Below are 23,543 nucleotides of genomic sequence, written 5' to 3'. Positions count from 1 at the left end.
GCCGATGTGTTCGATTACATCGAGATGTTCTACAACCCGAAACGCCGACACGGTTTCAACAATCAGCTGTCACCGGTAGAGTTTGAAAAACGCTATTTCCAGAGCTTGGAGAGTGTCTAGAAAACCGGGGGCGATTCATAGGCTAAATTTAGGGCGCTCATTTACCTGCATACCAACACCCACAAACGGTTCTTTCAAACGCATGTGTTGTCGCGCTACTTAGAACTTTCGGTTCTGTCGTGGGAGCTTCAGTGCTAATTTACTCGAGTGCCTGGGCGGAGAGATACTTCGCTTCAAATATTAATTCGCAGTTGGTGAGGATTGTATGTCGCTTCGTCCTAATCCTGAAATTAATACGTTTTTGATATCTACGCCGTCTAGATTTGTAGGTGAGTTTGAAACTCCAGATGTTCTATTAACTCATGCTTGGCCATCTTTTCAGGGGCGGTGGATGCAACGTTACAGTCCAGGCCCATCATCTCGCTCAGCATATATTTTTTCTTTTAAGATGCCATACAAGCCCCCTCAGGCTGGGGAGATTGTTACTAGCTATGAATTAGTTGGAGGTATGATTTGTTCCTACTTGTCTGTGCTATATGGTAAGAGGTTCGATTCCCATGGGGCTGTTCAAAGTATAGGGACGTATGGTCTACCTGACCTTAAGGAATACGGCGAGCTTGTAAATGAAAATTTGCCTTTTAATTCGCATGAGGTTAGGCGAGATTTTGCAGTTGAGTTAAATCTAGAAAACGCTAAAAGTTTACTTCCGCTCATGACTGGAGGTGCTGACGCGTCGGTGTTGAGGGTTTTTAGAAGTGCCGCAAAGTTTTATCATCATGCATTACAAGCGGCAGAGTCTGATCCCGAGGTTGCTTACCTTGATCTTGTGACAGCAGGAGAAATTCTCGCAGGGTTTGAGGTTTTCTCGGAATCTGAGCTGTTTGATCCGATTATGTTGAGTGCGTTAAAAAAGCTTGAGGCTTGTGTTGATTGTTCAGAAGATTACTCTGTCCTTAAACGAACTCTGTTTCAAGTAAAGAGACGTTTTGAGCTTTCGATTCTGAGAAATATAGACGACGGATTCTTTATTCCTCAGGATGATGGCGCTATTAATTTTTCACTTAAGAAGGAAGATATAAGCCAGCGTATAAAGGCCGCCTATGATTTGCGGAGCAACTACTTACACTCAGGTAGGTCGTTTGGACCTTGGGTCGCTCCCAGTTCAAGTGGCCATGAGGTGCAGTTTGGTAAGCCAGTGGTCGATGATGCAAAGTTCGCGAAGGTGCTTGCACTAGCGCCCACGTTTCTAGGTCTCGAAAGAATAATTCGGTATGCGTTGCTTACGCTTCTCCAGAAACACGGTGTTCCTATTGCAGTGAAAGACACCGTGGCATAGGGCGTGGGCACAGTCACACCTTAGGTGTGTCACAAATCGCTGCGAGCATAGTGCGGTAAGGGTCTCAGAGAAACCCCTTGCTCAGTCACTGGCTGAGCGCTTTTGCTTGTGCCGCCTTCGCTCGCAATTTACTGCCGGCCCATAGGGCGAGAGCTGCTAATGCAAGCGTAACTAAACCCATGGCAAAGTGTTTTTCCGGCCCAGGCATAGCACCCATCGCAGCTGCGATAATTCGGGTTACTCCTGAGAATGCCCACACACAACCGAGAATCGTCAGTATCCAGCCAAAGATGCGCATTGTAGTTTCCTTACCAGTCCGCTTGATTACGGCAGGCATGACAATAACCGATGCTTTAGAGTCTTGTCATGGCAACTTGCCATGACAAGCGGGCTAATAAAGGGGCACACGATCCGTGCGCACGGATTGATCATCGGTGCGGAACACCACTAAAAGCCCCGTTCTATAGGGCTTTCAGCAATATCCCTTGTTTAGTCACTGAATGGCGGGTCACTTGTCTGCTGTCACGGTTGTTGGCTGTCAAAACGGCTGTCGAAAGCGCGCACGAAGGCGTTGCGCAGAATGGCTTTGAAGGCCTGCCAGCGGCTGACGTCATAGGCTTTGAGGTCACCGTCGATGTTTACCCGGGTGGCGAACTGGTCTTTACGCTGGTTTTTCAGCAGCCAGCTGCCGCCGCCGACCAGGGCTTCCCAGGCGCCGGTGAGCAGGTTCTTGTCCTTGGCCGCGACATCCTGCTGCCAGTCGAAGATTTGCATATTGCGCAGCAGCGGTTTGGCGTAGCCCTTGAGCTTGCCTTGGCGGGCATCCAGCTCCATGACGAAGTCGCCCTGGCCGGCGGCAAAGTCGAAGTCAGCATAGGCGCGGGTAAAGCTGTTGAGCTGCTTGAGTTGAATATCGGTGATGCGCAGGCGCAGGTCAAAGTCATCCAGCTGGCCGAGCGGGTCGAAGTTGGCGCTGGCTTGCACGGGAGCCTGCTCGAACACCTTGGCGGTGGCTTGCAGGCTGGCCGGGCGCGGATTGTCCACCACGCTAACGTTGCTCAGGTTGAGGATGCTTGCGTTGATCTCGCTGGCCTGTAGGTCGACCGGCGGCTTGGCGGTGAAGTTGCGAAAGGCCAGGGTGCCGTCGATCACACGGATTTCGTTGATATGAATCGGCAGCAGGCCCCTGAGCTGGGCGCGCCAGTCGACGCCTTCACCGGTCTGTGAATTGGCGGCGTTGCCACCGTCGACAAAGGTCAGTTGCGGCCGCTCGAAGGCGACTTCGGCGACCACCGCGCGGGTTTCCCACAACGCTCGCCAGCTGATGGCCAGGTCGATGGCTGGCGCTTCGAGCAGCGGCACTGGCACCTTGCCATTCAGTTTGACGATATTCAGGCCGTTGATCTGGTAGGCCCCGCGCCACAGCGCCAGGTCGATATCGCTGATCTGCCCGCGATAGTCGCCCATAGTGGCCAGCCGCTCATTCAGGTAATCGCGCAGCAGCCAGGGCAGGGCGATATGCAGGGCCAGCAGGGCAATGGCCAGGGTGAGGAGTGTCCAGAGGGGGATGTGGTAGCGCTTTCTCATATACAAACTGACTGATCCACTCGCAATAGGTTTCCTGCCGGGCTGTGCGCATGGCTGGACTGCTGCCCGAACGGGCCTTAGGCTTGGGAGCTTACTCGGCAACGCATGAAAAAGGACCTCGCCATGAGCCGCATCTTCGCAGACAACGCACAAGCCATCGGCAACACCCCGCTGGTTCGGATCAACCGCCTGGGCCCGGCTGGGGTGACCATCCTGGCCAAGATCGAAGGACGCAACCCCGCCTATTCGGTGAAATGCCGCATCGGCGCCAGCATGGTCTGGGATGCCGAAGAGCGAGGCGTGCTCAAACCAGGCATGACCATTGTTGAGCCAACCTCGGGCAATACCGGGATCGGCCTGGCCTTTGTGGCCGCCGCGCGCGGCTACAAACTGCTGCTGACCATGCCGGCTTCGATGAGCCTGGAACGGCGCAAGGTGCTCAAGGCCCTGGGCGCCGAATTGGTGCTGACCGAACCGGCCAAGGGCATGAAGGGCGCCATCGAGAAGGCTGCGGAAATCGCCGCCTCTGACAGCGCCACCTACTTTATGCCGCAGCAGTTCAACAACCCGGCCAACCCGGCGATCCATGAAAAGACCACCGGCCCGGAAATCTGGAACGACACCGATGGCGCGATTGACGTGCTGGTGTCTGGCGTTGGTACGGGTGGCACCATCACCGGTATTTCGCGCTATATCAAAAAGACCCAGGGCAAGCCGATTATCTCGGTGGCGGTTGAGCCGATTGGCTCGCCGGTCATCACCCAGACCATTGCCGGTGAAGAGGTCAAACCCAGCCCGCACAAGATCCAGGGCATCGGCGCCGGCTTTGTCCCAGGTAACCTCGACCTGACCATGGTCGACCGCGTTGAGCTGGTGACTGACGACGACGCCAAGGCCGTGGCCCTGCGCCTGATGCGCGAAGAAGGCATCCTCTGCGGCATCTCCTGCGGCGCAGCCATGGCTGCTGCCCTGCGCATTGCCGGCGAACCCGGCATGCAGGGCAAAACCATCGTGGTGATCCTGCCGGACTCCGGTGAGCGCTACCTGTCGAGCATGCTGTTTAGCGATATGTTTACCGAGCAGGAATTGCAGCAGTAACCGGCAACAAAATCGGCAGTGTGGGAGGGGCTTTAGCCGCGAAACGGCCGTCTAAAGCTCGCCGCTAAAGCGCCTCCCACGAAAAGAAATGCCGCTCACCTGATAGGTGAGCGGCATTTTTATTGGGCCGAGCTGTCGGGGTATTACTTAGTTGTCGTAGCCCAGGTTCGGTGCCAACCAGCGTTCGCTGACGTTGAGATCCTGCTTTTTGCGGGCGGTGTAGCTTTCCACCTGGTCTTTGTCGATTTTGCCGACGGCGAAGTACTGTGCCTGTGGGTGGGCGAAGTACCAGCCGGACACCGCTGCCGCCGGGAACATGGCGTAGTGCTCGGTGAGGAACACGCCGCTGGCGCCGGCCTTGTTAAATTCGGCCGCTGGGTCGAGCAGGGTGAACAGGGTCTTCTTCTCGGTATGGTCCGGGCAGGCTGGGTAGCCGGGAGCGGGGCGGATGCCTTTGTAGGCTTCCTTGATCAGTTCGTCGTTACTCAGTGCTTCTTCCGGGTCGTAACCCCAGTAGTTTGTCCGAACTTCGCGGTGCAGCCATTCGGCGCAGGCTTCGGCCAGGCGGTCGGCCAGGGCTTTGACCATGATCGAGTTGTAGTCGTCGCCGGCGTCCTGATAGGCCTTGGCCACTTCTTCGGCACCGATGCCAGCGGTGGTGATAAAACCGCCGACGTAGTCGGTGATGCCGCTGTCCTTCGGTGCAACAAAGTCGGCCAGGGAGTAGTTCGGTTTGCCGTCCGGTTTGATGGTCTGCTGGCGCAGGTGGTGCAGGGTGGCCAGTTTATCGCCGTTGCCTGAGTAGACATCCAGATCGTCGTCGTTCACCTGGTTGGCTGGCCAGAAACCGAAGACGGCGCGGGCGCTGATCAACTTTTCGTCGATTAGCTTGTTGAGCATTTCCTGGGCGTCGGCATACAGCGCAGTGGCGGCTTCACCGACCACCTCATCGGTCAGAATACGCGGGAACTTGCCGGCCAGGTCCCAGGAGATAAAGAACGGCGTCCAGTCGATATATTCGGCCAGCACCTTGAGGTCGATGTTCTCAAGCACCTTCACACCGGTAAAGCTCGGCACGGTGGGCTGATACGTCGCCCAGTCGAACTTGGGTTTGTTTTCCACCGACTTGGCGTAGCTCAAACGCTCGGTGCGGGCGCTGCGGTTGGCGGTGCGCTCGCGTACTTCGATGTAGTCCAGGCGGGTGCGTTCGACAAAGTCGGCTTTCAGTTCCTTGGACAGCAGTTGGGTGGCCACGCCGACCGCGCGCGAGGCGTCGGTGACGTAGATCACTGCATCGTTCTGGTACTTGGGCTCGATCTTCACTGCGGTGTGGGCTTTGGAGGTAGTCGCACCGCCGATCATCAACGGCAGGTGGAAGCCTTGGCGCTGCATTTCGCGGGCGACATGCACCATTTCATCCAGCGAGGGGGTGATCAGGCCGGACAGGCCGATGATGTCGCATTTCTCGGCAATCGCCGTTTGCAGAATCTTCTCTGCAGGCACCATCACGCCGAGGTCGACGATGTCGTAGCCGTTACAACCGAGTACCACGCCGACGATATTTTTGCCGATATCGTGCACATCGCCTTTTACCGTGGCCATAAGGATCTTGCCCTTGGCTTCCGGCTTGTCGCCTTTTTCCAGCTCGATAAAGGGGATCAGGTGGCCGACCGCCTGCTTCATCACCCGGGCGGATTTCACCACCTGGGGCAGGAACATCTTGCCGGCGCCGAACAGATCGCCAACCACGTTCATCCCGGCCATCAGCGGACCTTCGATCACTTCAATCGGCCGCGCGCACTGTTGGCGGCATTCCTCGGTGTCTTCGATGATGTGGCTGGTGATGCCTTTGACCAGCGCATGCTTGAGGCGGTCGACCACGCTCCAGGTACGCCACTCTTCGGTCTCCGCTTCCTTGACGCTGCCGTCGCCCTTGTAGTTGTCGGCAATCGCCAGCAGGGCGTCGGTGCCTTCTGGCGTGCGGTTGAGGATCACGTCTTCAACGCGGTCGCGCAGTTCCTTGGGAATCTCGTCGTAGATTTCCAGCTGGCCGGCGTTGACGATGCCCATGGTCAGGCCGTTCTGGATCGCGTAGTACAAAAACACCGAGTGAATCGCCTCACGCACCGGGTTGTTGCCCCGGAAGGAGAACGACACGTTGGACACGCCGCCGCTCGTCAGCGCGTGGGGCAGGTGGTCGCGGATATAGGCACAGGCCTCGATAAAGTCGACGGCGTAGTTGTTGTGTTCCTCGATGCCGGTGGCCACGGCGAAGATGTTCGGGTCGAAGATGATGTCTTCCGGCGGGAAGCCCACTTCATTAACCAGAATGTCGTAGCTGCGCTGGCAGATCTCGCGCTTGCGCGCGGCGGTGTCGGCCTGGCCGGCTTCGTCGAAGGCCATCACCACCACGGCCGCGCCGTAGCGCTTGCACAGCTTGGCGTGGTGCTTGAACTGCTCGACGCCTTCCTTCATCGAAATCGAGTTGACGATGCCCTTGCCCTGGATGCACTTGAGGCCGGCTTCGATCACCTCCCACTTGGAGGAGTCGATCATGATCGGTACGCGGGAGATATCCGGCTCGCCGGCAATCAGATTCAGGAAGGTGACCATAGCCTTCTGCGAGTCGAGCATGCCCTCGTCCATGTTGATGTCGATCACCTGGGCGCCGGCTTCCACCTGCTGCAGGGCGACTTCAAGGGCTTCGGTGTAGTTGTCCTCGCGGATCAGCCGGGCGAACTTGGCCGAGCCGGTGATATTGGTGCGCTCGCCGACGTTGATAAACAGCGAGTTGCGGTCGATGGTGAAGGGCTCCAGGCCCGACAGACGGCAGGCCTTGGGGATTTCCGGAATAATGCGTGGCGGGTATTTGCTCACCGCTTCAGCAATCGCCTGGATATGCGCTGGCGTGGTGCCGCAGCAGCCGCCGATGATGTTCAAGAAGCCCGAAGCGGCGAATTCTTCCACCACCACGGCCATTTCCGCTGGGGTTTCGTCGTATTCACCGAAGGCGTTCGGCAGGCCGGCGTTGGGGTGAGCGGAGACATGGGTATCGGCTTTGGCCGCCAGCTCTTCCAGGTACGGGCGCAGATCCTTGGCACCGAGGGCGCAGTTCAGTCCCACGGAGATTGGATTGGCGTGGCGCACCGAGTTCCAGAAGGCTTCGGTGGTTTGTCCCGACAGGGTGCGACCGGAGGCGTCGGTGATGGTGCCGGAAATCATAATCGGAAGCGTAACGCCATCGTCCTCGAACACCTGCTGTACGGCGAAGATCGCCGCCTTGGCGTTGAGGGTGTCGAAGATGGTTTCGATCAGGATCAGGTCCGCGCCGCCTTCGATCAGGCCGCGGGTGGCTTCCACGTAGTTTTCCACCAGCTCGTCGAAGGTGACGTTGCGGTAGCCGGGGTCGTTCACATCCGGGGAGATCGAGCAGGTGCGACTGGTAGGACCGAGTACGCCGGCAACGAAACGTGGACGATCCGGGGTTTCCAGGGTCTTGGCATCGGCCACTGTACGGGCCAGGCGCGCGCCTTCGACGTTCAGCTCATAGGCCAACGCCTGCATGCCGTAGTCGGCCTGGGAGACCTGGGTGGCGTTGAAGGTGTTGGTTTCCAGAATGTCCGCGCCGGCATCCAGGTAGGCCTTCTCGATAGCGCCGATGACGTCCGGGCGGCTCAAGATCAGCAGGTCGTTGTTACCCTTTACATCGCTTGGCCAGTCGGCGAAGCGCGTGCCACGGTAGTCCTCTTCCTCCAGTTTGTAGCTCTGGATCATGGTGCCCATGCCGCCGTCGAGGATCAGGATGCGTTCCTTCAGGGCTTGCTGAAGTGCGTTAAGGCGGGCGCTGCGATCGGACAGAGACATGGAGATAACTACCTGGGACGCGTGAAAAAAAGATGCGCGATGATAACAAAGCTGCACGCTTTTGCAGTGGGTTGCGCTTTTACATGAATCTGGCTCATGTTTGCGGATTGGCCTTGGCCAGCCGGCGCCAGCTAGAATCGGCGCTTAAGCCATTTTAGAGACGTTTCCATGGTCTGCCGCTTACTGCTTGGCGTGTGTTTGTTGTTCATCGGCTCACTACAGGCAGCCGAGCCGATCTCCTACAGCCGCGACATTCAACCGATTTTTACCAAAAACTGTGTGGCCTGCCATGCCTGTTACGACGCCGCCTGTCAGCTCAATCTGGGCAGTGGCGAAGGCGTGCAGCGCGGCGCCAGCAAGGTGGCGGTATACAACGGCACGCGCACCCAGGCGCAGGCCACCACGCGCTTGTTTGTCGATGCCCATAGCCCGGCTGCCTGGCAGCGTAAGGGCTTTACCTCGGTGCTGGATGCGCAGGGCAGCCAGGCTGCTTTGCTGGCGCGCATGCTCGAGTTGGGCCATCAGCAGCCGTTGGCTGCCAACAGCAAATTGCCGGCCGAGCTGAATATCAGCATCGACCGGGTCAACCAATGCCCATTGCCGCAGGAGTTCGACGAGTTTGCCCGCAAGAATCCGCAAGCCGGCATGCCGTTCGCGGTGACCGGCTTGAGTGAGGCCGACTACCAGACGCTGCAGACTTGGCTGGCGCAGGGCGCGCCGGTCGATCAACAAGCGCTGCAGGCCAGCACAGCCGAGGCGCAGCAGATCGCCACCTGGGAAGCCTTTATGAACGCCCCCGGCGCCCGCGAGTCGCTGGTTTCGCGCTGGTTATATGAGCATCTGTTTCTTGCCCATCTGTATTTTGCTGATGGCGAGCCGGGGCATTTTTTCCAGATGGTCCGTTCGCGTACGCCCAGCGGTAAGCCGGTGGACATCATCGCCACGCGCTTGCCCAATGAAGACCCCGGCAGCGAATTCTATTACCGCCTGACGCCGGTGCAGGGCGTTATCGTGCACAAGACCCATATCACTTATGGGCTGAGTGCGGCGAAGCTGGCGCGGGTCAAAGAGCTGTTTTTCTCCACCGACTGGCAGGCGGATGCGGTGCCGGGCTATAGCCTGCTGCGCCGCGCTAATCCGTTCGAGACCTTTGCCGCGATTCCGGCACAGGCGCGTTACCAATTTATGCTGGATAACGCCGAATACTTCGTGCGCACCTTTATTCGCGGGCCGGTGTGCCGTGGGCAGATTGCCACGGATGTGATTCGCGATAACTTCTGGGCAGTGTTCCAGGACCCGCAGCACGACCTGTATATCACCGACCCCGAGTACCGCGAGCAGGCCAAGGAGTTGCTGGCCATGCCCGGGCAGCTGGACAGCATCGGCGATCTGCTCGGCCTGTGGCGCACCTACCGCGACAAACGCAACGAATACGAAGCGCTGCGCATGCAGCGCTACGCCGATGCGCCCGCGCCGAGCTGGTCGCATATCTGGGCCGGTAATGACAACGCGCTGCTGTCGATCTTCCGCCAGCATGACAGCGCCTCGGTGCGCAAAGGCCTGATCGGCGAGGTGCCGCAAACCCTCTGGTGGCTGGACTTTCCGCTGCTGGAGCGCACCTATTACCAACTGGTGGTGAATTTCGATGTGTTTGGCAACGTCTCGCACCAGGCGCAAACGCGGCTGTACTTCGATTTGATCCGCAACGGCGCCGAGGTCAACTTCCTCCGCCTGATGCCTGCCGAGTCGCGGCAGGGCTACCTCAGTGACTGGTACCAAAGCAGTGGCAAACTGAAAATTTGGCTGGACTATCAGGCTATTGATACTGAAAGCCCGAGCGCGTTGCGCTTGCCTGATGGCGACCCCAAACGCAGCTTTGTCGAAACCCTGCTGGAGCGCTACGGCAGCCTGAATGCGCGCCCCGACCCGATCAACCGCTGCACGGGTGCACATTGCCATCGTCCTGGACTGGATGCCGAGTTGCAGCGCGCCGAGCAGTCCCTGAGTCGTCTGACGGCGAAACCGGCGGGCACGCTCAAGGTGATCGAGCAACTGCCGGAGGCAACCTTGCTACGGCTGGAAATGGCCGATGGCCAGCGTGAGGTGTACAGCCTGCTGCGCAACCGTGCGCACAGCAATGTGGCCTTTATGCTCGGTGAGGAACTGCGCTACCAGCCGGCGCTGGATACCCTGACGGTGTATCCGGGCGTGCTTAGCAGCTACCCGAACTTTATCTTCAATGTGCAGGTGGAGCAGGCGGCGGAATTTGTCACGGCCCTGGAGCAGGCGCGTGATGCAGCGGTTTTCGAGACAGTCGTCGAGCGTTGGGGCATTCGTCGCACGCATCCAGAGTTCTGGCGCTATTTCCACGATATGTCGGCGTATATCCAGCAAACCGAACCGCTGGAAGCCGGTGTGCTGGATATGAATCGCTACGAGAATTTGTAACAACGGGGAGGGCCGCGCACTGCAGGGCAGTGCACCTTTGCGGCCTTAGAACCTGTTCACGATCTCGCGAGCTAGAGTCCTGCAAGGCAAAAACAGGCGAGGAAGCGGAGTGTACGAGCTGTACATGAGCATTCCGAGCCTGTTTTTAACGCCGCAGGGCCGACGCGCAGCAGATCGCGAGCAGGTTCTTAGCGGTTGAAGCGTTCTACCAGTGCGTACTGACCATTGGCGGTAGCCGTCAGGGCTTCGCTGAGCAGGGCGGTGTCATGCGCTTCGCCGGCGGTCTTGTCGGCCAGTTGGGCGATGGTGGTGATGCTGCGGTTGACCTCATCAGCCACCGCGCTCTGTTCCTCGGCGGCGGCAGCAATCTGGTTGGCCATATCGGTGATATTGGCCACCGCGTCGCTGATCCCGGCCAGCGCTTCATCGGCTTGCTGCACGCGCTCAACCCCTTCGTCGGCCTGTTTGCGGCCGATTTCCATGGTCAGCACCGCTTCTTCGGCAGTGCGCTGCAGCTTGGCGATCAGTTGGTGAATTTGCCCGGTTGACTCGGCGGTGCGCTGCGCCAGTGAGCGCACTTCATCAGCCACCACGGCAAAACCACGGCCCATTTCGCCAGCGCGCGCGGCCTCAATGGCGGCGTTGAGGGCGAGCAGGTTGGTCTGGTCGGCGATGCCTTTGATTACATCGACCACGCCGCCGATTTCGTTGCTGTCCTGGGCCAGGCGGGTCACGGTTTCACCAGTATCACCGACCGATTGCGACAGGCGCTGAATGGCCTGGCGGGTTTCAGCAGCAATGCCACGGCCGGCACTGGTCAGGCGGTTGGCATCTTGAGTGGCGATGGCGGTACGCGCCACGTTGCTCGCCACTTCCAGCGTTGTAGCGGCCATTTGGTTGATTGCGGTGGCGACCTGATCGGTTTCGCTGCGTTGGCGCTCAAGCCCGGCGGAGCTGCTGTGCGCCAGGGTGTCAGCCTGTTTGGCCTGCTGGCTGAGCTGTTCGGCGGTGTCTTGCAAGCGGGTCAGGCAGGTTTTCAGACGGGCTTCCTGGCTGAGGATGGACATTTCCAGGCGGCCCTGGGCACCGCGGCTGTCGGTGTACATCTGCGCAATCAGCGGGTCGGAGGTGCTCTGGTCGGCCAGGCGCAGCAGGCGCTTAAGGCCGCGTTGTTGCCAGTTCAGTCCGGCCAGGCCCAGCGGCACCGACAATCCGGCGGCGATGGCAAAGCCCCAGCTGGAGTCGAGCCAGGCGCCGATCAGGAAACCCACCTGGCTGACCAGGATAAACGGCAGCCAGTCCTGCACGATCGGCAGCCAGCGATCACTGTTGGGGATCGCCGATTTGCCGCTGTTGATGCGTTGGTACAGCGCCTCGGCGCGGCGTACCTGCTCGGCAGTCGGTTTGACCCGCACCGATTCGTAGCCAATCACCTGATTGCTTTCCGTCACCGGCGTGACGTAGGCGTTGACCCAATAGTGGTCGCCACTCTTGCAGCGGTTCTTGACGATACCCATCCACGGCCGGCCCTTCTTCAGGGTGTCCCACATATGTTGGAACACCGCTGCCGGCACGTCCGGGTGGCGCACCAGGTTGTGCGGCGCCCGAATCAGCTCATCGCGGCTAAAGCCACTGATCTCGACAAAGGCGTCATTGCAGTAGGTGATCTGGCCTTTGAGGTCGGTGGTGGAGATCAGTCGCTGCTGCGCGGGGAAGGTGCGCTCGCGCTGAGTAATAGGTTGGTTATTGCGCATGGCGTTCTTTATTCCTTAAAACGTTACCGGTACTTCGACCGTTGCTGGCGGAAGTTTAGCCCGTGAATCCAGGCGTAACCGACAAGGGGCAGGTTATGGCCGTGTACCGCGCTGTTTTGCTGGGGCGGCCGATGAGCGGTTGGCAGGCTCTAGAGCCTTGCGCAGTGGCGTCAGTCTAACCTGCAGACCAGGAAAAGGCCGATGCAAAGCAAGCACAGGCGGGTGACTCGGCTATGATGCGCGCCTTGAGGAGAGTCACTGATGAATACGTTGCTGTTGCACTGCCGTCCGGGTTTTGAAAATGAGGTGTGTGCGGAAATCGCCGAACATGCCGCGCGTCTGGACGTTGCCGGTTATGCCAAGGCCAAGCCGAGTACCGCCTGCGCCGAATTTATCTGCACCGAGGACGACGGCGCCGAGCGCCTGATGCGCGGTGTGCGCTTCAATCAGTTGATCTTTCCGCGGCAGTGGGCGCGCGGGGTGTTTATCAACCTGCCGGAGCTGGACCGCATCAGCGTACTGCTCGGCCACCTGGCGGATTTTCCGGTATTCGGCAGCCTGTGGCTGGAAGTGCTGGACACCAACGATGGCAAGGAGCTGTCGAATTTCTGCAAGAAGTTCGAGGCGCCGCTACGCAATGCGCTAACCAAGGCCGGCAAGCTGGTTGAGGATGCGCACAAGCCGCGTCTGCTGCTGACCTTCAAAAGTGGCCGCGAGGTGTTTGTCGGCATGGCCGAGGCGAATAACTCAGCGATCTGGCCCATGGGCATTCCACGCCTGAAATTCCCCCGCGAGGCGCCGAGCCGTTCGACCCTCAAGCTGGAGGAGGCCTGGCACACCTTTATCCCCCGCGAGCAGTGGGATGAGCGCCTGTCCGATGAAATGACCGGGGTCGACCTTGGCGCTGCACCGGGTGGCTGGACTTACCAGCTGGTCAAGCGCGGCATGCTGGTCACCGCCATCGACAACGGGCCGATGGCTGAAAGTCTGATGGACACTGGCCTGGTCACTCACCTGATGGTCGACGGCTTCACCTGGAAGCCCAAGCAACCGGTGGACTGGATGGTTTGCGATATCGTCGAAAAGCCCGCGCGCAGCGCCGCCTTGCTGGAAACCTGGATTGGTGAAGGCCACTGCCGTGAAGCGGTGGTCAACCTCAAGTTGCCGATGAAGCAGCGCTACGCCGAAGTGCGCCGCCTCTTGCAACGTCTGGAAGACGGCTTTGCCGAGCGCAAGATCAAGGTCTCGATAGCCTGCAAGCAGCTGTATCACGACCGCGAGGAAGTGACCTGCCACCTGCGCCGGTTAAGCAAGTGATCTCAATGCCGGGCCAGTTGCGGCTGTAACGGCAGCAACTGTGGCACCTCAATCGTCCCCTGCAGGGTACTGCTGGAGAGTTGCCAGGAACTGTTGAACAGGTACTGGCTGCTAAAGCCGCTGATACGCAGGCTCAGCACATCACCAGGCTGCAGGTGCGCGCTGACGGCTGCCAATTCGGTACTGGCCCGGCCCATGAGCGGGGTGACTTGTTCACTCAGCACCTCACTACTGCCATCCGCGCGTCGCACTACCAGAGCGGCAAACAGCGTCGGCAGTCCCTCGGCGTTTTCCAGGTGCACGCGGGGTACGCCGACCAGGGCGCTGGGCTGCTGAACCTGTTGCAAGGCAATAAGGCGTGAGGGCTGCAGCAGCCCGCTGCTAAGCGGGCGAATCGTCGTGGCCGGTAGCTCGATACGCTGATTGGCCGGCAGTTGCTGCAAGGCCACGCCCTGATCCAGATCGAGGCTGACGCAGAAATCGGGAATGCTCGCGGCCACGCCTTTACGCCCGCGCAGTTTGTCTTCATACCAACTGATGATGCTCTGGTAGAGGTTGATCGCCCGGCCATCGCAATGCAGCACCGTCTCGTTATTGAACGGCGGCAGGCCGCTCCAGCGTTGCATGGGGGGCGGTAGAATATGCCCGCCCTGCATGCCGAGCAGGCGCACATCACGCGCGGCTTGTTGCAGGCAATCGCGAATCGCCAGGCCCTGATTGAGCGGGAACAGGGTGTCGCGCATGCCTTGAATCAGCAGGGCATCGGCTTGCGGGCGCTGGCCGCGTGCGCAGTAGCTGGTCAGGCTGTGGGCCTTGAGTTCGGCGCGCACCGACTCGCGCATACGGCCGTCAGCACTTTTCAGGTAGGGCGCCTGCACAAACTTGCCCAAGTCATAACCGGTGGACAGGCCGAGGCTGAGCAGCACGCCGGTCCAGCCGACTTTCATATGGCGGTCCGGGGCCAGGGCTTCGCTCAGGTCATACCAGGTGGCAATCGGCACGATGGCGTCGATGCGCGGGTCGGTCGCCGAGGCCAACAGCTGCACCGCGCCGCCGTAGCTTTCGCCGAGCATGCCGACCTTCGGATCGTTCGGCCCATCCATGCTCAGGCGTGGCAGGTTGGCGGCGGCCCAGTCGATCACTGCCAGGGCGTCCTGCACCTCGTACTCGGGGTTCATCATTTCGATATCGCCCTCGCTGCCGCCCCAGCCGCGCTGGTCGTAGCTGATCACCCAGTAACCGGCCTGCCAAGCTTTGACTGCGGCGCGGCCGGACATCATCTGGGTGCCGTAGAAACCATTCGGCCGCGTGACGCGCCAGCCGCCCCAGCCGTGGGTATGCACGATGACTGGCGCCTGTTTGCCAACTTTGAGCGCGGGTTGGAACACCGTGGCCGACAATCGGGTGCCGTCGCGACCATAAATCACGGCGTCGAAATAGGTCGCAGGCAGGTCCTGCCCAGTGCTGGCGCTGAAGTCCGGTAATTGGTCGCGGGCGGCGCAGCCGCTGAGCAGCAAGGCGGCAAGGAGCAGGGCAAGGCGCATAAGTGGCTCTTATTGGCATGGTGGGCGCTGCGCAGCCTGCCTGATTGAGCGGCCTGCGGCTGCCCATCCAAGGTTGTGTTGACCTGTTATCGGCTCGAATCCGCATGCAGACGTTTTCAACAGCCTGCTAGATGACCTTGGGGTCAGCTTTGCGCGAGAATAGCGGCTTGTTACTGGAGCCTTCCGATGTCTTTGCAAACCACCGCCATTCCCGATGCCACCCTCGATGCGAGCGGACTGAACTGCCCCGAGCCGGTGATGATGCTGCACAACAAGGTGCGCGACCTGCAGGCCGGTGGCCTGCTCAAGGTGATAGCCACCGATCCCTCTACCCGTCGCGATATTCCCAAGTTCTGCGTGTTTCTTGGTCATGAACTGGTGGAGCAGGCCGAAGACGGCGCGACTTATCTGTATCTGATCCGCAAGAAGCTCGACTAATGCAGTGGTACTTCGCCTACGGCTCGAATATGAATCCGGCGCGCATGCAGGCTCGCGGCTTGACGGTGCTGGAGGCGCTGCCAGGACATCTGCCGGGTTACAGCCTGTGCTTTAACAAGCGCGCGGCTGATCGTGCGCCCGGGCGGGCTTATGCCAATATCCGCCATCAGGGCGACAGCGTGGTGGAGGGCGTGCTCTATCGTCTGGCCGACGCTGGCGAGATTGCCAAGCTGGATCACTTCGAAGGCACGCCGATCTTTTACAGCCGCGAGTGCCTGCCGATTGTCGCGGCCCATGGCGCGCAGCCGGCCTGGGTGTATATCGCCAACCCGGCCTTTCGCGCAGAGGGGCTGCTGCCCAGCGCCGACTACCTGGCCCATCTGCTGGCGGGGCGCGAGATGTTGTCCGAGGCTTATTGGTTAGCGCTGGCGGCGTTGCCGGTCCATCCCGACTGACCGGGCGCTAGAGCGCAGCTATTAAGCAGCTCCTGCCAGCTGCGCACATGGCGCGCGGTGGCATGCTGGAAATCCGCCCATAACGAAGCCTCTTGGCCGCTCAGACTCTGCAAGTACTGCTGGGTGGCTGGCGGTATCTGCGTGACGTTGCTAAGGCTGCGCAGGCTGCTACTCCAGGTTTGCCCGCGCTGATCCACCTGGGCCAGATAGGGCTGCAGGCTGCCGGCGTAATACTTGACGAAGATGTTCTGCACAATGCGCGCGCGTTCTGTGGCCTTGCCCGTGGGACAGAGCGGTCGGCCCTGTTGACGGCTTTGCAGCATGTCGCTGCCTTGATTGAGGCTGTGGGTCAGGCTGGCCAGGCTGCTGATCAACTGGCCGCCCTGGTCGCTGGCATGCAGGGCGAAGAACAGCGGATCAAGTTGCTCGGCACTTGGCGGCAAAGTTGCTGGTAGCGCGCTGCCGATGCTGGCCAACTGCGCCAGGGCATCCAGCGCAGCACTGTCTTCGTCTGCATATGGCGGCAGAGGCCGCTCGGCAAAGCGCAGGTAGCGTTCGACCTCCGGGCTGGCATTCAGGGCGTTCCAGAATACGCCGGGCAGTTGCGCACGTTTTTCCTGCGCCAGTTGTTCAAGGGTGTTGCGCAGGGGTTGCTGGTCCTGACTGCGCAGGTGTTCGCTGCAGGCATCCAAAGCGCGCAGCAGATCGCCTTCGTAAGCCAGGCGGCTGCTGGGCGTGAGTTGTTTGCCGAGGCTGTTGTTGCGCTGGCTGATCTGCTGTTGCAGGGCAGGGCAACGACGCACATCGACCAGCAGCTTCAGCAGGCTGATGCGCAGTTCGGCAATTTCTATCAAGCGTTCGCGGCGGGCGGGTAGGCGGTAGCGGGGCAATTCGCGGGGATCGAAGGTCGTTGCCGGTTCAACATCCAGGGCATTGCTCAAGCGCTGCAGGTAATCGGCCTGCAACGCCAGGCCATCATCGGCGGGCGTGCAGGCGCACAGGCAAAGTGCAGCGAGCAGAAGCAGTAGGCGGGCGTTCATCAGGCCATCTTAGCGGCTCGGATGCGTTTGCGCGCGCTGCCGGCCAGGCGCACGGCGAGCATGCCGCCGGCGCAGGTCAGGCCAACCACCAGACCTTGCCAAAGCCCGCTGGGGCCGCTGGGCTCGCCGAACCAGTCGGTCAGACCGAGCGCATAACCCACCGGCAGGCCGATGCCCCAATAAGCGAACAGGGTCAAGATCATGGTCACGCGGGTGTCCTGATAACCGCGCAACGCGCCGGCTGCGGTTACCTGAATGGCGTCGGAGAACTGGAACAGTGCCGAATACACCAGCAGCGTGGTGGCCACCGCAATCACCGTGCGGTCCGGGGTATAGATCTGCGCAATCTGTTCTCTAAACAGCAGCATCAGGCTGGCCGACAAGCAGGCGTAGCCCAGCGCCGCCGCCATGCTCACCCCGGCAGCAAAGCGCGCTTCACGCGGCTCGCCACGCCCCAGCGCCTGACCAACGCGCACGGTGGCGGCCATGCCCAGGGAGTAGGGGATCATAAACACCATGGAACTGAAGTTCAGGGCGATCTGGTGCCCGGCTACCACGGTGGCGCCCAGGCCGCCGATCAGCAGAGCGATCACCGCGAAAATGCTTGATTCAGCAAACACCGCGATGCCGATGGGTAGGCCGACTGAGAGCAGGCGCTTGAGCACCGGCCACTGCGGCCATTCGAAGTGGTTGAAGATTTTGCTCGGCTGATAGAACGGCGCCCATTTCACCCACCAGAGCATGCTCAAAAACATAAAGCCCAGTACCAGGCCAGTGGCCCAGCCGCAGCCGACGCCGCCCATGGCCGGCAGGCCGAGCTTGCCGTAGATAAAGATGTAATTGAGCGGGATATTCAGCGCCAGGCCGCACAGGCCGATGACCATGCTTGGCCGGGTATGCCCGAGGCCGTCACTGAAGCAACGCAGCACGTGGTACAGCGCCACGGCGGGGAAACCGCAGGCCACGGCGCGCAGGTAACCCATGGCGGGCTCGATCAGCGCCGGGTCGACATTCATCAGGCTGAGGATGATTTCCGCGTTCCATAGAATCACCGCTGCCGCGATGCCTACGGCCAGGGCGAGCCACAGTGCCTGGCGCACCAGTGGACCGATCTCGGTATGCGCCCCTGCACCGAAGCGCTGCGCGACCTTGGGCGTGGTGGCCAGCAGAATGCCGGTCATCAGCAGAAACACCGGTACCCAGATCGAGTTGCCCAGCGCCACCGCAGCCAGATCCTGCGGGCTGACCCGGCCGGCCATCACGGTATCGACGAAGCCCATGGCGGTGTTGGCCAACTGGGCAATGATGATCGGCGTTGCGAGCTTCAGCAGGCTGTAGAACTCGGTGCTGACGCGTTGCAAGCGGGTTTGGACAAGCATTGAGGTGTATCCAGCTGTATATCAGGAAACCGTGCAGTCTACGCCTTGACGGCTTGGTCAGGAAACCTTGTTGCGCAATGTTTCAGTGCAGCAGGCACATTACGCGACTCAGCGTAGCCAAGCGGTGCCGGCAGGTTAGAATGCCGGCCTGATTTGCGGAGCACGGGAACAGACCCTCTATGCGCATCGTTGCTGATGAAAATATCCCTCTGCTTGACGAGTTCTTTGCCGGTTTTGGCGAGATTCGCCGCTTGCCCGGCCGCAGCATCGATGCGGCTGCGGTCGCCAATGCTGACCTGTTGCTGGTGCGTTCGGTGACTCAGGTGGACCGCGCGCTGCTCGACGGCTCGCCGGTGAAGTTTGTTGGCACCTGCACCATCGGCACCGACCACCTGGACCTCGACTACTTCCAGCAGGCCGGTATCACCTGGGCCAGCGCACCGGGCTGTAATGCCCGTGGCGTGGTCGACTATGTGCTGGGCAGTCTGCTGGTATTGGCCGAGCAGCAGGGTGTTGATCTGGCTGCGCGCACCTATGGGGTAATCGGTGCGGGGCAGGTTGGCAGCCGTCTACTCAAAGTGCTGCGTGGCCTGGGCTGGCGGGTTCTGGTCTGCGATCCGCCGCGTCAGGCTGCTGAGGGCGTTGATTATGTAAGCCTGCAGCAGGTGGTGGATCAGTGCGATGTGATCAGCCTGCATACGCCGCTGGAACGTCTGGGTGAACACCCGACTTATCACCTGTTCGATCACGCACGTTTGTCCGCGCTCAAGCCAGGCAGCTGGTTGATTAACGCCAGCCGTGGCGCGGTGGTGGATAACCAGGCATTGCGTGAGTTGCTGTCGCAGCGCAGCGATCTGCAGGTGGTGCTGGATGTCTGGGAAGGCGAGCCGCTGGCCGATGTCGAATTGGCAGCGTTATGCCGCATCGCCACGCCGCATATTGCCGGCTACAGCCTGGACGGCAAGCTGCGCGGCACTGCGCAGATCTATCAGGCACTGTGTCAGCACCTGGGCGTTGCGCCCAGCGTCGAACTGGCACAACTGATGCCAGCCGCCTGGCTGAGTGAGCTGACTGTCGATGCCTGCGCCGATCCGGCCTGGGCCTTGGCCAGTATCTGCCGCGCCGTGTATGACCCACGCCGCGATGATGCGGACTTTCGCCGCAGCCTGCAGGGTGATGCGGCAACCCGGCGTGCGGCTTTTGACGGGCTGCGCAAGCACTACCCAATGCGCCGGGAAATCGACGGGTTGGCGGTTTGCGTAAAGGGTAATGCGCCGGCGTTGGTCAGCCTGGTGCAGGCGTTGGGTGCGAGGTTGAATCAGCTGTAGCGAAGGGCAGCGAATGCTGCCCTGGCAGGAAACTTATTTACGCTTGGTGGTTTGCTTTTGAGCTTTTTCCAGCGCGTTGCAGGCCTGCTGGATCATCTCTTCGGTGATCGGGATTTCGCGGCCCTGGGCGTCGATGACAAAGCCACCAATCGGCATTGTCGTGGCTTTTGGCGAATTCTGTTGTTGGCTGTGCATGGCTTGTCTCCTCATCGGTTAGCGCGATTTTATGAGTGTTAGATGAAGGCGCTATGACAACTGCGACGGCAGAAAACCGCCGCAGGGCACAGGGCAAATCAGTCATTGCAGGCACTGTGCCAGGCCCGGCAGATATTGAGCAGGCAGGTATTGAATTAGAGGGTGTTATGGGGCTTTTCCATATTGGCTTAATCATCAACCCATTGGCCGGACTAGGCGGCCCGGCGGGGTTCAAGGGTAGTGACGGCATGGCCGAGCAGGCCTTGGCTCTGGGCGTTGAGGCCAAAGCGGCGCTTCGTACACAAACTGCCCTTGAAGTGCTGCTTCCGCTGCGTGAACGCCTGGAATTCGTCACCTTTCCCGGCGCCATGGGCGCCGACTTGCTTGCCGAGATGGGCTTTGCCCACCGTGTGGTCGGTGAGCTGCCGGCGGGTCCGAGCAGCGCCGCCGATACCCGCCAGGCAGTTGAGCTGCTGCAGGATGCTGGCGTGGCGCTGATTCTGTTCACCGGCGGCGATGGTACGGCGCGGGATATCTGCGCCGCAGTGCGCGAAGGCCAGCCGGTACTGGGGATTCCGGCTGGGGTAAAGATTCAGTCCGGGGTCTATGCCATCAGCCCGCGCGCAGCCGGCGAGCTGACCGCGCGCTTGATCGAAGGCGGCCTGGTGCGCCTGAGCAGCGGTGAAGTGCGCGATATTGATGAAAGTGCCCTGCGTGAAGGGCGCGTAACGGCGCGCTGGTACGGCGAACTGACGGTGCCGCAGGAAGGTGGCTATGTGCAGCAAGTCAAGCAGGGCGGTGTGGAATCCGAGGAGCTGGTGCTGAATGATCTGGCCGACTGGCTGCAGGACAGCTGGGAAGCCGATGTGCGCTATGTGTTCGGCCCCGGCTCGACCCTGCATGGCCTGGCGCAGAACCTCGGCTTACAGACCACGCTGCTGGGCGTTGATGTGATCGAAAATGGTCAGTTGCTGGCCAGTGATGTCACCGAGGCGCAGCTGTTCGAGCTGATTGATGGCCATCCAACGCGGCTGCTGGTGACTGCGATTGGCGGCCAGGGCCATATCATTGGCCGCGGTAACCAGCAGATCAGCCCACGGGTACTGCGCGCTATCGGCCTTGAGCACCTGCGGGTGGTCGCCACCAAGCGTAAGCTCGGCACGCTGGAAGGCCGGCCGCTGCTGGTGGACAGCGGCGATGTAGCGCTGGACGATGCCTTCCCCGACGTCGTGCGCGTGTGGGCTGGTTATAAAGAAGAGCTGCTGTATCCCGTGGGCAAGTAGCCGCTGAACTATTAAGGAGGCGTTATGCGGGCGATTCTGTTGTTCGCGCTGAGTATTCTGCTAAGCGCCCAGGCCTGGGCGCTGCAGGCCGATGCCTTGGTTACGGCCGCCCGCGAGCAGGTTGGCGTTACCCTGAGTTATGACCCGGCCTATCGCCGCCTGAGTTACCCCAATGGCGATGTACCGCTGAATACTGGCGTGTGTACCGATGTGATAATCCGCGCCCTGCGCCAGCAGGGCCTCGATTTGCAGCAAGCGGTACATCAGGACATGCGCGCGAACTTTCGCCTCTACCCGAAGAGCTGGGGCCTAAGCCGACCCGATAGCAATATCGACCACCGTCGTGTGCCGAACCTGATGACCTGGTTCAAACGCCAGGGCTGGGCGCTACCGTTTGGCCAGGATGCTGAGCGCTATCGGCCTGGTGATATCGTCACCTGGGACTTGGGCGGCGGCCTGACTCATATCGGCATTATCAGCGACCGTCAGGCCACGAGCGGCGTGCCCCTGGTGCTGCACAATATCGGCCGTGGCACTCAGGAAGAGGACATTCTCTTCAGCTTTAAGATTACTGGCCATTACCGTATTCCCGCAGCCTGAGGGCCGCACAGAAGGAGTTGGGCATGCAGGCGCAAGCACAAACACCTCCACCCCTTATCCAGCCCGGCGAGCGCGTGGTGCTGTTTGATGGGGTGTGCAAACTGTGCAACGGCTGGGCGAAGTTTCTGATTCGCCATGACGTTGAGCAGCGCTTCCGTCTGGCTTCGGTGCAATCGGCCGAGGGTCAGGCGCTATTGGCCTGGGGCGGTTTGCCCACCGATCATTTCGACAGCATGGCGCTGATCGAGAATGGCCAGATGCTGCTGCGTTCGGATGCAGTGCTGCGTATCGTCGCCCAGCTGCCTAAGCCATGGCGCTTGTTGGCTTGGCTGCGGCTGATCCCAAGGCCTATACGTGATTGGTGCTACGACCGTATTGCGCTCAATCGCTATCGGCTGTTTGGGCGCTATGACAGCTGCCTAATACCCAGTGCCGACCATGCACGGCGCTTCCTGCATGACTGATCAGCGTTTACCGCAAATTGCCTGGGCCGCGCGTATCGCCCTGGCCCTGGTATTTATCTGGCACGGCCTGGTGCCGAAGATTCTCTGGTTAAGCCCGGATGAGCTGGCGATGATCCAGGCTCATAACCTGCCAGCCCCCGAGTGGGTGGCACGCATTGCCGGTCTGGCGGAAATCATCCTGGGTTTATTGCTGCTGTGGCGGGGTCAGCGCTGGCCCTTGCTGCTGGCCGGTGTGCTGTTGATTGGGCTGCTGCTTGATGTGGCGCTATTCAGCCCCCATCTACTGCTGCAGGCGTTTAATCCGCTGAGCACCAACCTCGCCGCCCTGGCGCTGTGTTGGGTGGCCTGGCGGGCGGAAACGCCGCAATCGCCTCCTAATTAACCGGCGTCAGCGCCCCAGCGAGCTTCCATGCTTTCGATCCTGTCTTCCCGTCAGCGCAATGCCCTGCGCATGGCCTGGCGTTTTATCGCGCCCTACCGTGGTCGCGTGTTCGGGGCCTTGCTGGCGCTGATGTTTACCGCCGCCATCACCCTGTCGATGGGCCAGGGCATCAAACTGTTGGTCGATCAGGGTTTGGCCACTCAATCGCCGGCGGCGTTGCAGCAGTCCATCGGGCTGTTTTTTGTGCTGGTGCTGGCGCTGGCCATCGGCACCTTTACCCGTTTCTACCTGGTGTCGTGGATTGGTGAGCGTTTTGTCGCCGATATCCGCAAGCGCGTGTTCAACCACCTGATTGAACTGCATCCGGGCTTTTATGAGAGCAACCGCAGCTCGGAGATTCAGTCGCGGCTGACCGCCGATACCACGCTGCTGCAATCGGTGATCGGCTCGTCGCTGTCGATGGCGCTGCGCAACCTGATCATGCTGGTGGGCGGCAGCGTGCTGCTGGTGGTGACCAACGCCAAGCTCAGCGGCATCGTGCTGATGGCGCTGCCGCTGGTGGTCGCGCCGATTCTGATCTTCGGCCGCCGCGTGCGCGCGCTGTCGCGGCAGAGCCAGGACCGGGTGGCGGATGTCGGCAGTTACGTCGGTGAGGTGCTGGGGCAGATCAAAACCGTACAAGCCTATAACCACCAGAATGAGGACAAGCGCCGTTTCGGCCTGTCCGCCGAGGCGGCCTTCGACACGGCACGCCAGCGCATCGCCCAGCGCGCCTGGCTGATTACTGTGGTGATTGTGCTGGTGCTCGGCGCGGTGGGGGTGATGCTCTGGGTCGGCGGTATGGACGTGATTGCTGGCCGCATCAGTGGCGGCGAGCTGGCTGCCTTTGTGTTCTACAGCCTGATCGTCGGCTCGGCCTTTGGCACCCTGAGTGAGGTGATTGGTGAGCTGCAACGCGCTGCCGGTGCCGC

General features: G+C 60.6%; 21 protein-coding genes. 13 read left to right on the top strand and 8 right to left on the bottom strand.

Annotation, left to right across the window (positions count from 1 at the left end; genetic code table 11):
- Together Q8M42_RS15170 and Q8M42_RS15165 are read left to right on the top strand one after the other, a co-directional pair.
- On the top strand, window positions 1-120 hold a 120-nt coding region (locus tag Q8M42_RS15170), incomplete at its 5' end, for an IS3 family transposase (RefSeq protein WP_304867645.1).
- 205 nt (window positions 121-325) lie between these two features.
- Window positions 326-1,396 carry a HEPN domain-containing protein gene (locus tag Q8M42_RS15165; RefSeq protein ID WP_304867842.1) on the top strand — a complete coding sequence of 357 codons (1,071 nt, stop codon included), beginning with the start codon at window positions 326-328 and terminating at the stop codon, window positions 1,394-1,396.
- A gap of 85 nt (window positions 1,397-1,481) precedes the next feature.
- Here Q8M42_RS15165 and Q8M42_RS15160 read toward each other — a convergent pair whose 3' ends face one another.
- The gene (locus tag Q8M42_RS15160) at window positions 1,482-1,694 is read right to left on the bottom strand and encodes a hypothetical protein (protein WP_304867840.1); all 213 of its coding nucleotides are present in this window, start codon (window positions 1,692-1,694) and stop codon (window positions 1,482-1,484) included.
- 224 nt (window positions 1,695-1,918) lie between these two features.
- Window positions 1,919-2,983 (bottom strand): DUF748 domain-containing protein, encoded by a 1,065-nt coding sequence (locus Q8M42_RS15155; RefSeq protein ID WP_304867838.1) that lies wholly within the window; start codon window positions 2,981-2,983, stop codon window positions 1,919-1,921.
- 123 nt (window positions 2,984-3,106) lie between these two features.
- Here Q8M42_RS15155 and cysK point away from each other — a divergent pair, with 123 nt between their 5' ends.
- Complete coding sequence (gene cysK / locus Q8M42_RS15150) at window positions 3,107-4,081, top strand: cysteine synthase A (protein ID WP_304867835.1); 975 nt, start codon at window positions 3,107-3,109, stop codon at window positions 4,079-4,081.
- 147 nt (window positions 4,082-4,228) lie between these two features.
- Here the strand turns inward: cysK and metH are convergent, their stop codons facing one another.
- Entirely contained in the window at window positions 4,229-7,951 is a 3,723-nt protein-coding gene (gene metH, locus Q8M42_RS15145; RefSeq protein ID WP_305284382.1) for a methionine synthase, read from the bottom strand.
- Between the two features lie 162 nt (window positions 7,952-8,113).
- Here metH and Q8M42_RS15140 point away from each other — a divergent pair, with 162 nt between their 5' ends.
- Window positions 8,114-10,393, top strand: a complete 2,280-nt coding sequence (locus Q8M42_RS15140; protein ID WP_304867833.1) for a fatty acid cis/trans isomerase — start codon at window positions 8,114-8,116, stop codon at window positions 10,391-10,393.
- A 188-nt stretch (window positions 10,394-10,581) separates the two neighbouring features.
- Here the strand turns inward: Q8M42_RS15140 and Q8M42_RS15135 are convergent, their stop codons facing one another.
- On the bottom strand, window positions 10,582-12,147 hold the full coding sequence (locus Q8M42_RS15135; protein ID WP_304867832.1) for a PAS domain-containing methyl-accepting chemotaxis protein: 1,566 nt from the start codon (window positions 12,145-12,147) through the stop codon (window positions 10,582-10,584).
- A gap of 261 nt (window positions 12,148-12,408) precedes the next feature.
- On the opposite strand from Q8M42_RS15135, the gene rlmM reads away from it, so the two are divergent.
- Window positions 12,409-13,464 (top strand): 23S rRNA (cytidine(2498)-2'-O)-methyltransferase RlmM, encoded by a 1,056-nt coding sequence (gene rlmM, locus Q8M42_RS15130; protein ID WP_304867830.1) that lies wholly within the window; start codon window positions 12,409-12,411, stop codon window positions 13,462-13,464.
- A gap of 2 nt (window positions 13,465-13,466) precedes the next feature.
- Here rlmM and Q8M42_RS15125 read toward each other — a convergent pair whose 3' ends face one another.
- Window positions 13,467-15,008 carry a S9 family peptidase gene (locus tag Q8M42_RS15125; RefSeq protein WP_304867828.1) on the bottom strand — a complete coding sequence of 514 codons (1,542 nt, stop codon included), beginning with the start codon at window positions 15,006-15,008 and terminating at the stop codon, window positions 13,467-13,469.
- A 186-nt stretch (window positions 15,009-15,194) separates the two neighbouring features.
- Between Q8M42_RS15125 and tusA the strand changes: the two genes are divergently transcribed.
- Both tusA and Q8M42_RS15115 read left to right on the top strand, forming a co-directional pair.
- Window positions 15,195-15,446, top strand: a complete 252-nt coding sequence (gene tusA, locus Q8M42_RS15120; protein ID WP_304867826.1) for a sulfurtransferase TusA — start codon at window positions 15,195-15,197, stop codon at window positions 15,444-15,446.
- Window positions 15,446-15,901: a gamma-glutamylcyclotransferase family protein gene (locus Q8M42_RS15115; RefSeq protein ID WP_304867824.1), complete on the top strand. Its 456-nt coding sequence runs from the start codon at window positions 15,446-15,448 to the stop codon at window positions 15,899-15,901. Before tusA ends, Q8M42_RS15115 begins: the two co-directional genes overlap by 1 nt.
- Here Q8M42_RS15115 and Q8M42_RS15110 read toward each other — a convergent pair.
- Window positions 15,859-16,941, bottom strand: coding sequence for a DUF3080 family protein (locus tag Q8M42_RS15110; RefSeq protein ID WP_304867823.1), 1,083 nt, complete (start codon window positions 16,939-16,941; stop codon window positions 15,859-15,861). The genes Q8M42_RS15115 and Q8M42_RS15110 overlap by 43 nt on opposite strands.
- Window positions 16,941-18,320: an MATE family efflux transporter gene (locus Q8M42_RS15105; RefSeq protein ID WP_305284378.1), complete on the bottom strand. Its 1,380-nt coding sequence runs from the start codon at window positions 18,318-18,320 to the stop codon at window positions 16,941-16,943. Before Q8M42_RS15105 ends, Q8M42_RS15110 begins: the two co-directional genes overlap by 1 nt.
- 179 nt (window positions 18,321-18,499) lie before the next feature.
- Here Q8M42_RS15105 and pdxB point away from each other — a divergent pair, with 179 nt between their 5' ends.
- Window positions 18,500-19,648 (top strand): 4-phosphoerythronate dehydrogenase PdxB, encoded by a 1,149-nt coding sequence (gene pdxB / locus Q8M42_RS15100; protein ID WP_304867819.1) that lies wholly within the window; start codon window positions 18,500-18,502, stop codon window positions 19,646-19,648.
- A 33-nt stretch (window positions 19,649-19,681) separates the two neighbouring features.
- Here pdxB and Q8M42_RS15095 read toward each other — a convergent pair whose 3' ends face one another.
- A complete protein-coding gene (locus Q8M42_RS15095) occupies window positions 19,682-19,858 on the bottom strand; it encodes a PA1571 family protein (protein WP_370692720.1) in 177 nt (58 codons plus the stop codon).
- Between the two features lie 152 nt (window positions 19,859-20,010).
- On the opposite strand from Q8M42_RS15095, the gene Q8M42_RS15090 reads away from it, so the two are divergent.
- The 5 genes from Q8M42_RS15090 to Q8M42_RS15070 all read left to right on the top strand — a co-directional run.
- A complete protein-coding gene (locus tag Q8M42_RS15090) occupies window positions 20,011-21,126 on the top strand; it encodes an ATP-NAD kinase family protein (protein ID WP_304867815.1) in 1,116 nt (371 codons plus the stop codon).
- Between the two features lie 24 nt (window positions 21,127-21,150).
- A complete protein-coding gene (locus Q8M42_RS15085) occupies window positions 21,151-21,726 on the top strand; it encodes a DUF1287 domain-containing protein (RefSeq protein ID WP_304867813.1) in 576 nt (191 codons plus the stop codon).
- Between the two features lie 23 nt (window positions 21,727-21,749).
- Window positions 21,750-22,190 (top strand): thiol-disulfide oxidoreductase DCC family protein, encoded by a 441-nt coding sequence (locus tag Q8M42_RS15080; RefSeq protein WP_304867811.1) that lies wholly within the window; start codon window positions 21,750-21,752, stop codon window positions 22,188-22,190.
- Window positions 22,183-22,572, top strand: coding sequence for a DoxX-like family protein (locus Q8M42_RS15075; RefSeq protein WP_304867809.1), 390 nt, complete (start codon window positions 22,183-22,185; stop codon window positions 22,570-22,572). Before Q8M42_RS15080 ends, Q8M42_RS15075 begins: the two co-directional genes overlap by 8 nt.
- A 27-nt stretch (window positions 22,573-22,599) precedes the next feature.
- A partial coding sequence (locus Q8M42_RS15070; RefSeq protein ID WP_305284373.1) for an ABC transporter transmembrane domain-containing protein occupies window positions 22,600-23,543 on the top strand: 944 nt, incomplete at its 3' end.

The organism is Pseudomonas sp. (assembly GCF_030684895.1).
GTDB lineage: Bacteria > Pseudomonadota > Gammaproteobacteria > Pseudomonadales > Pseudomonadaceae > Aquipseudomonas.
This window is presented reverse-complemented; position numbering and strand designations above follow the sequence as displayed.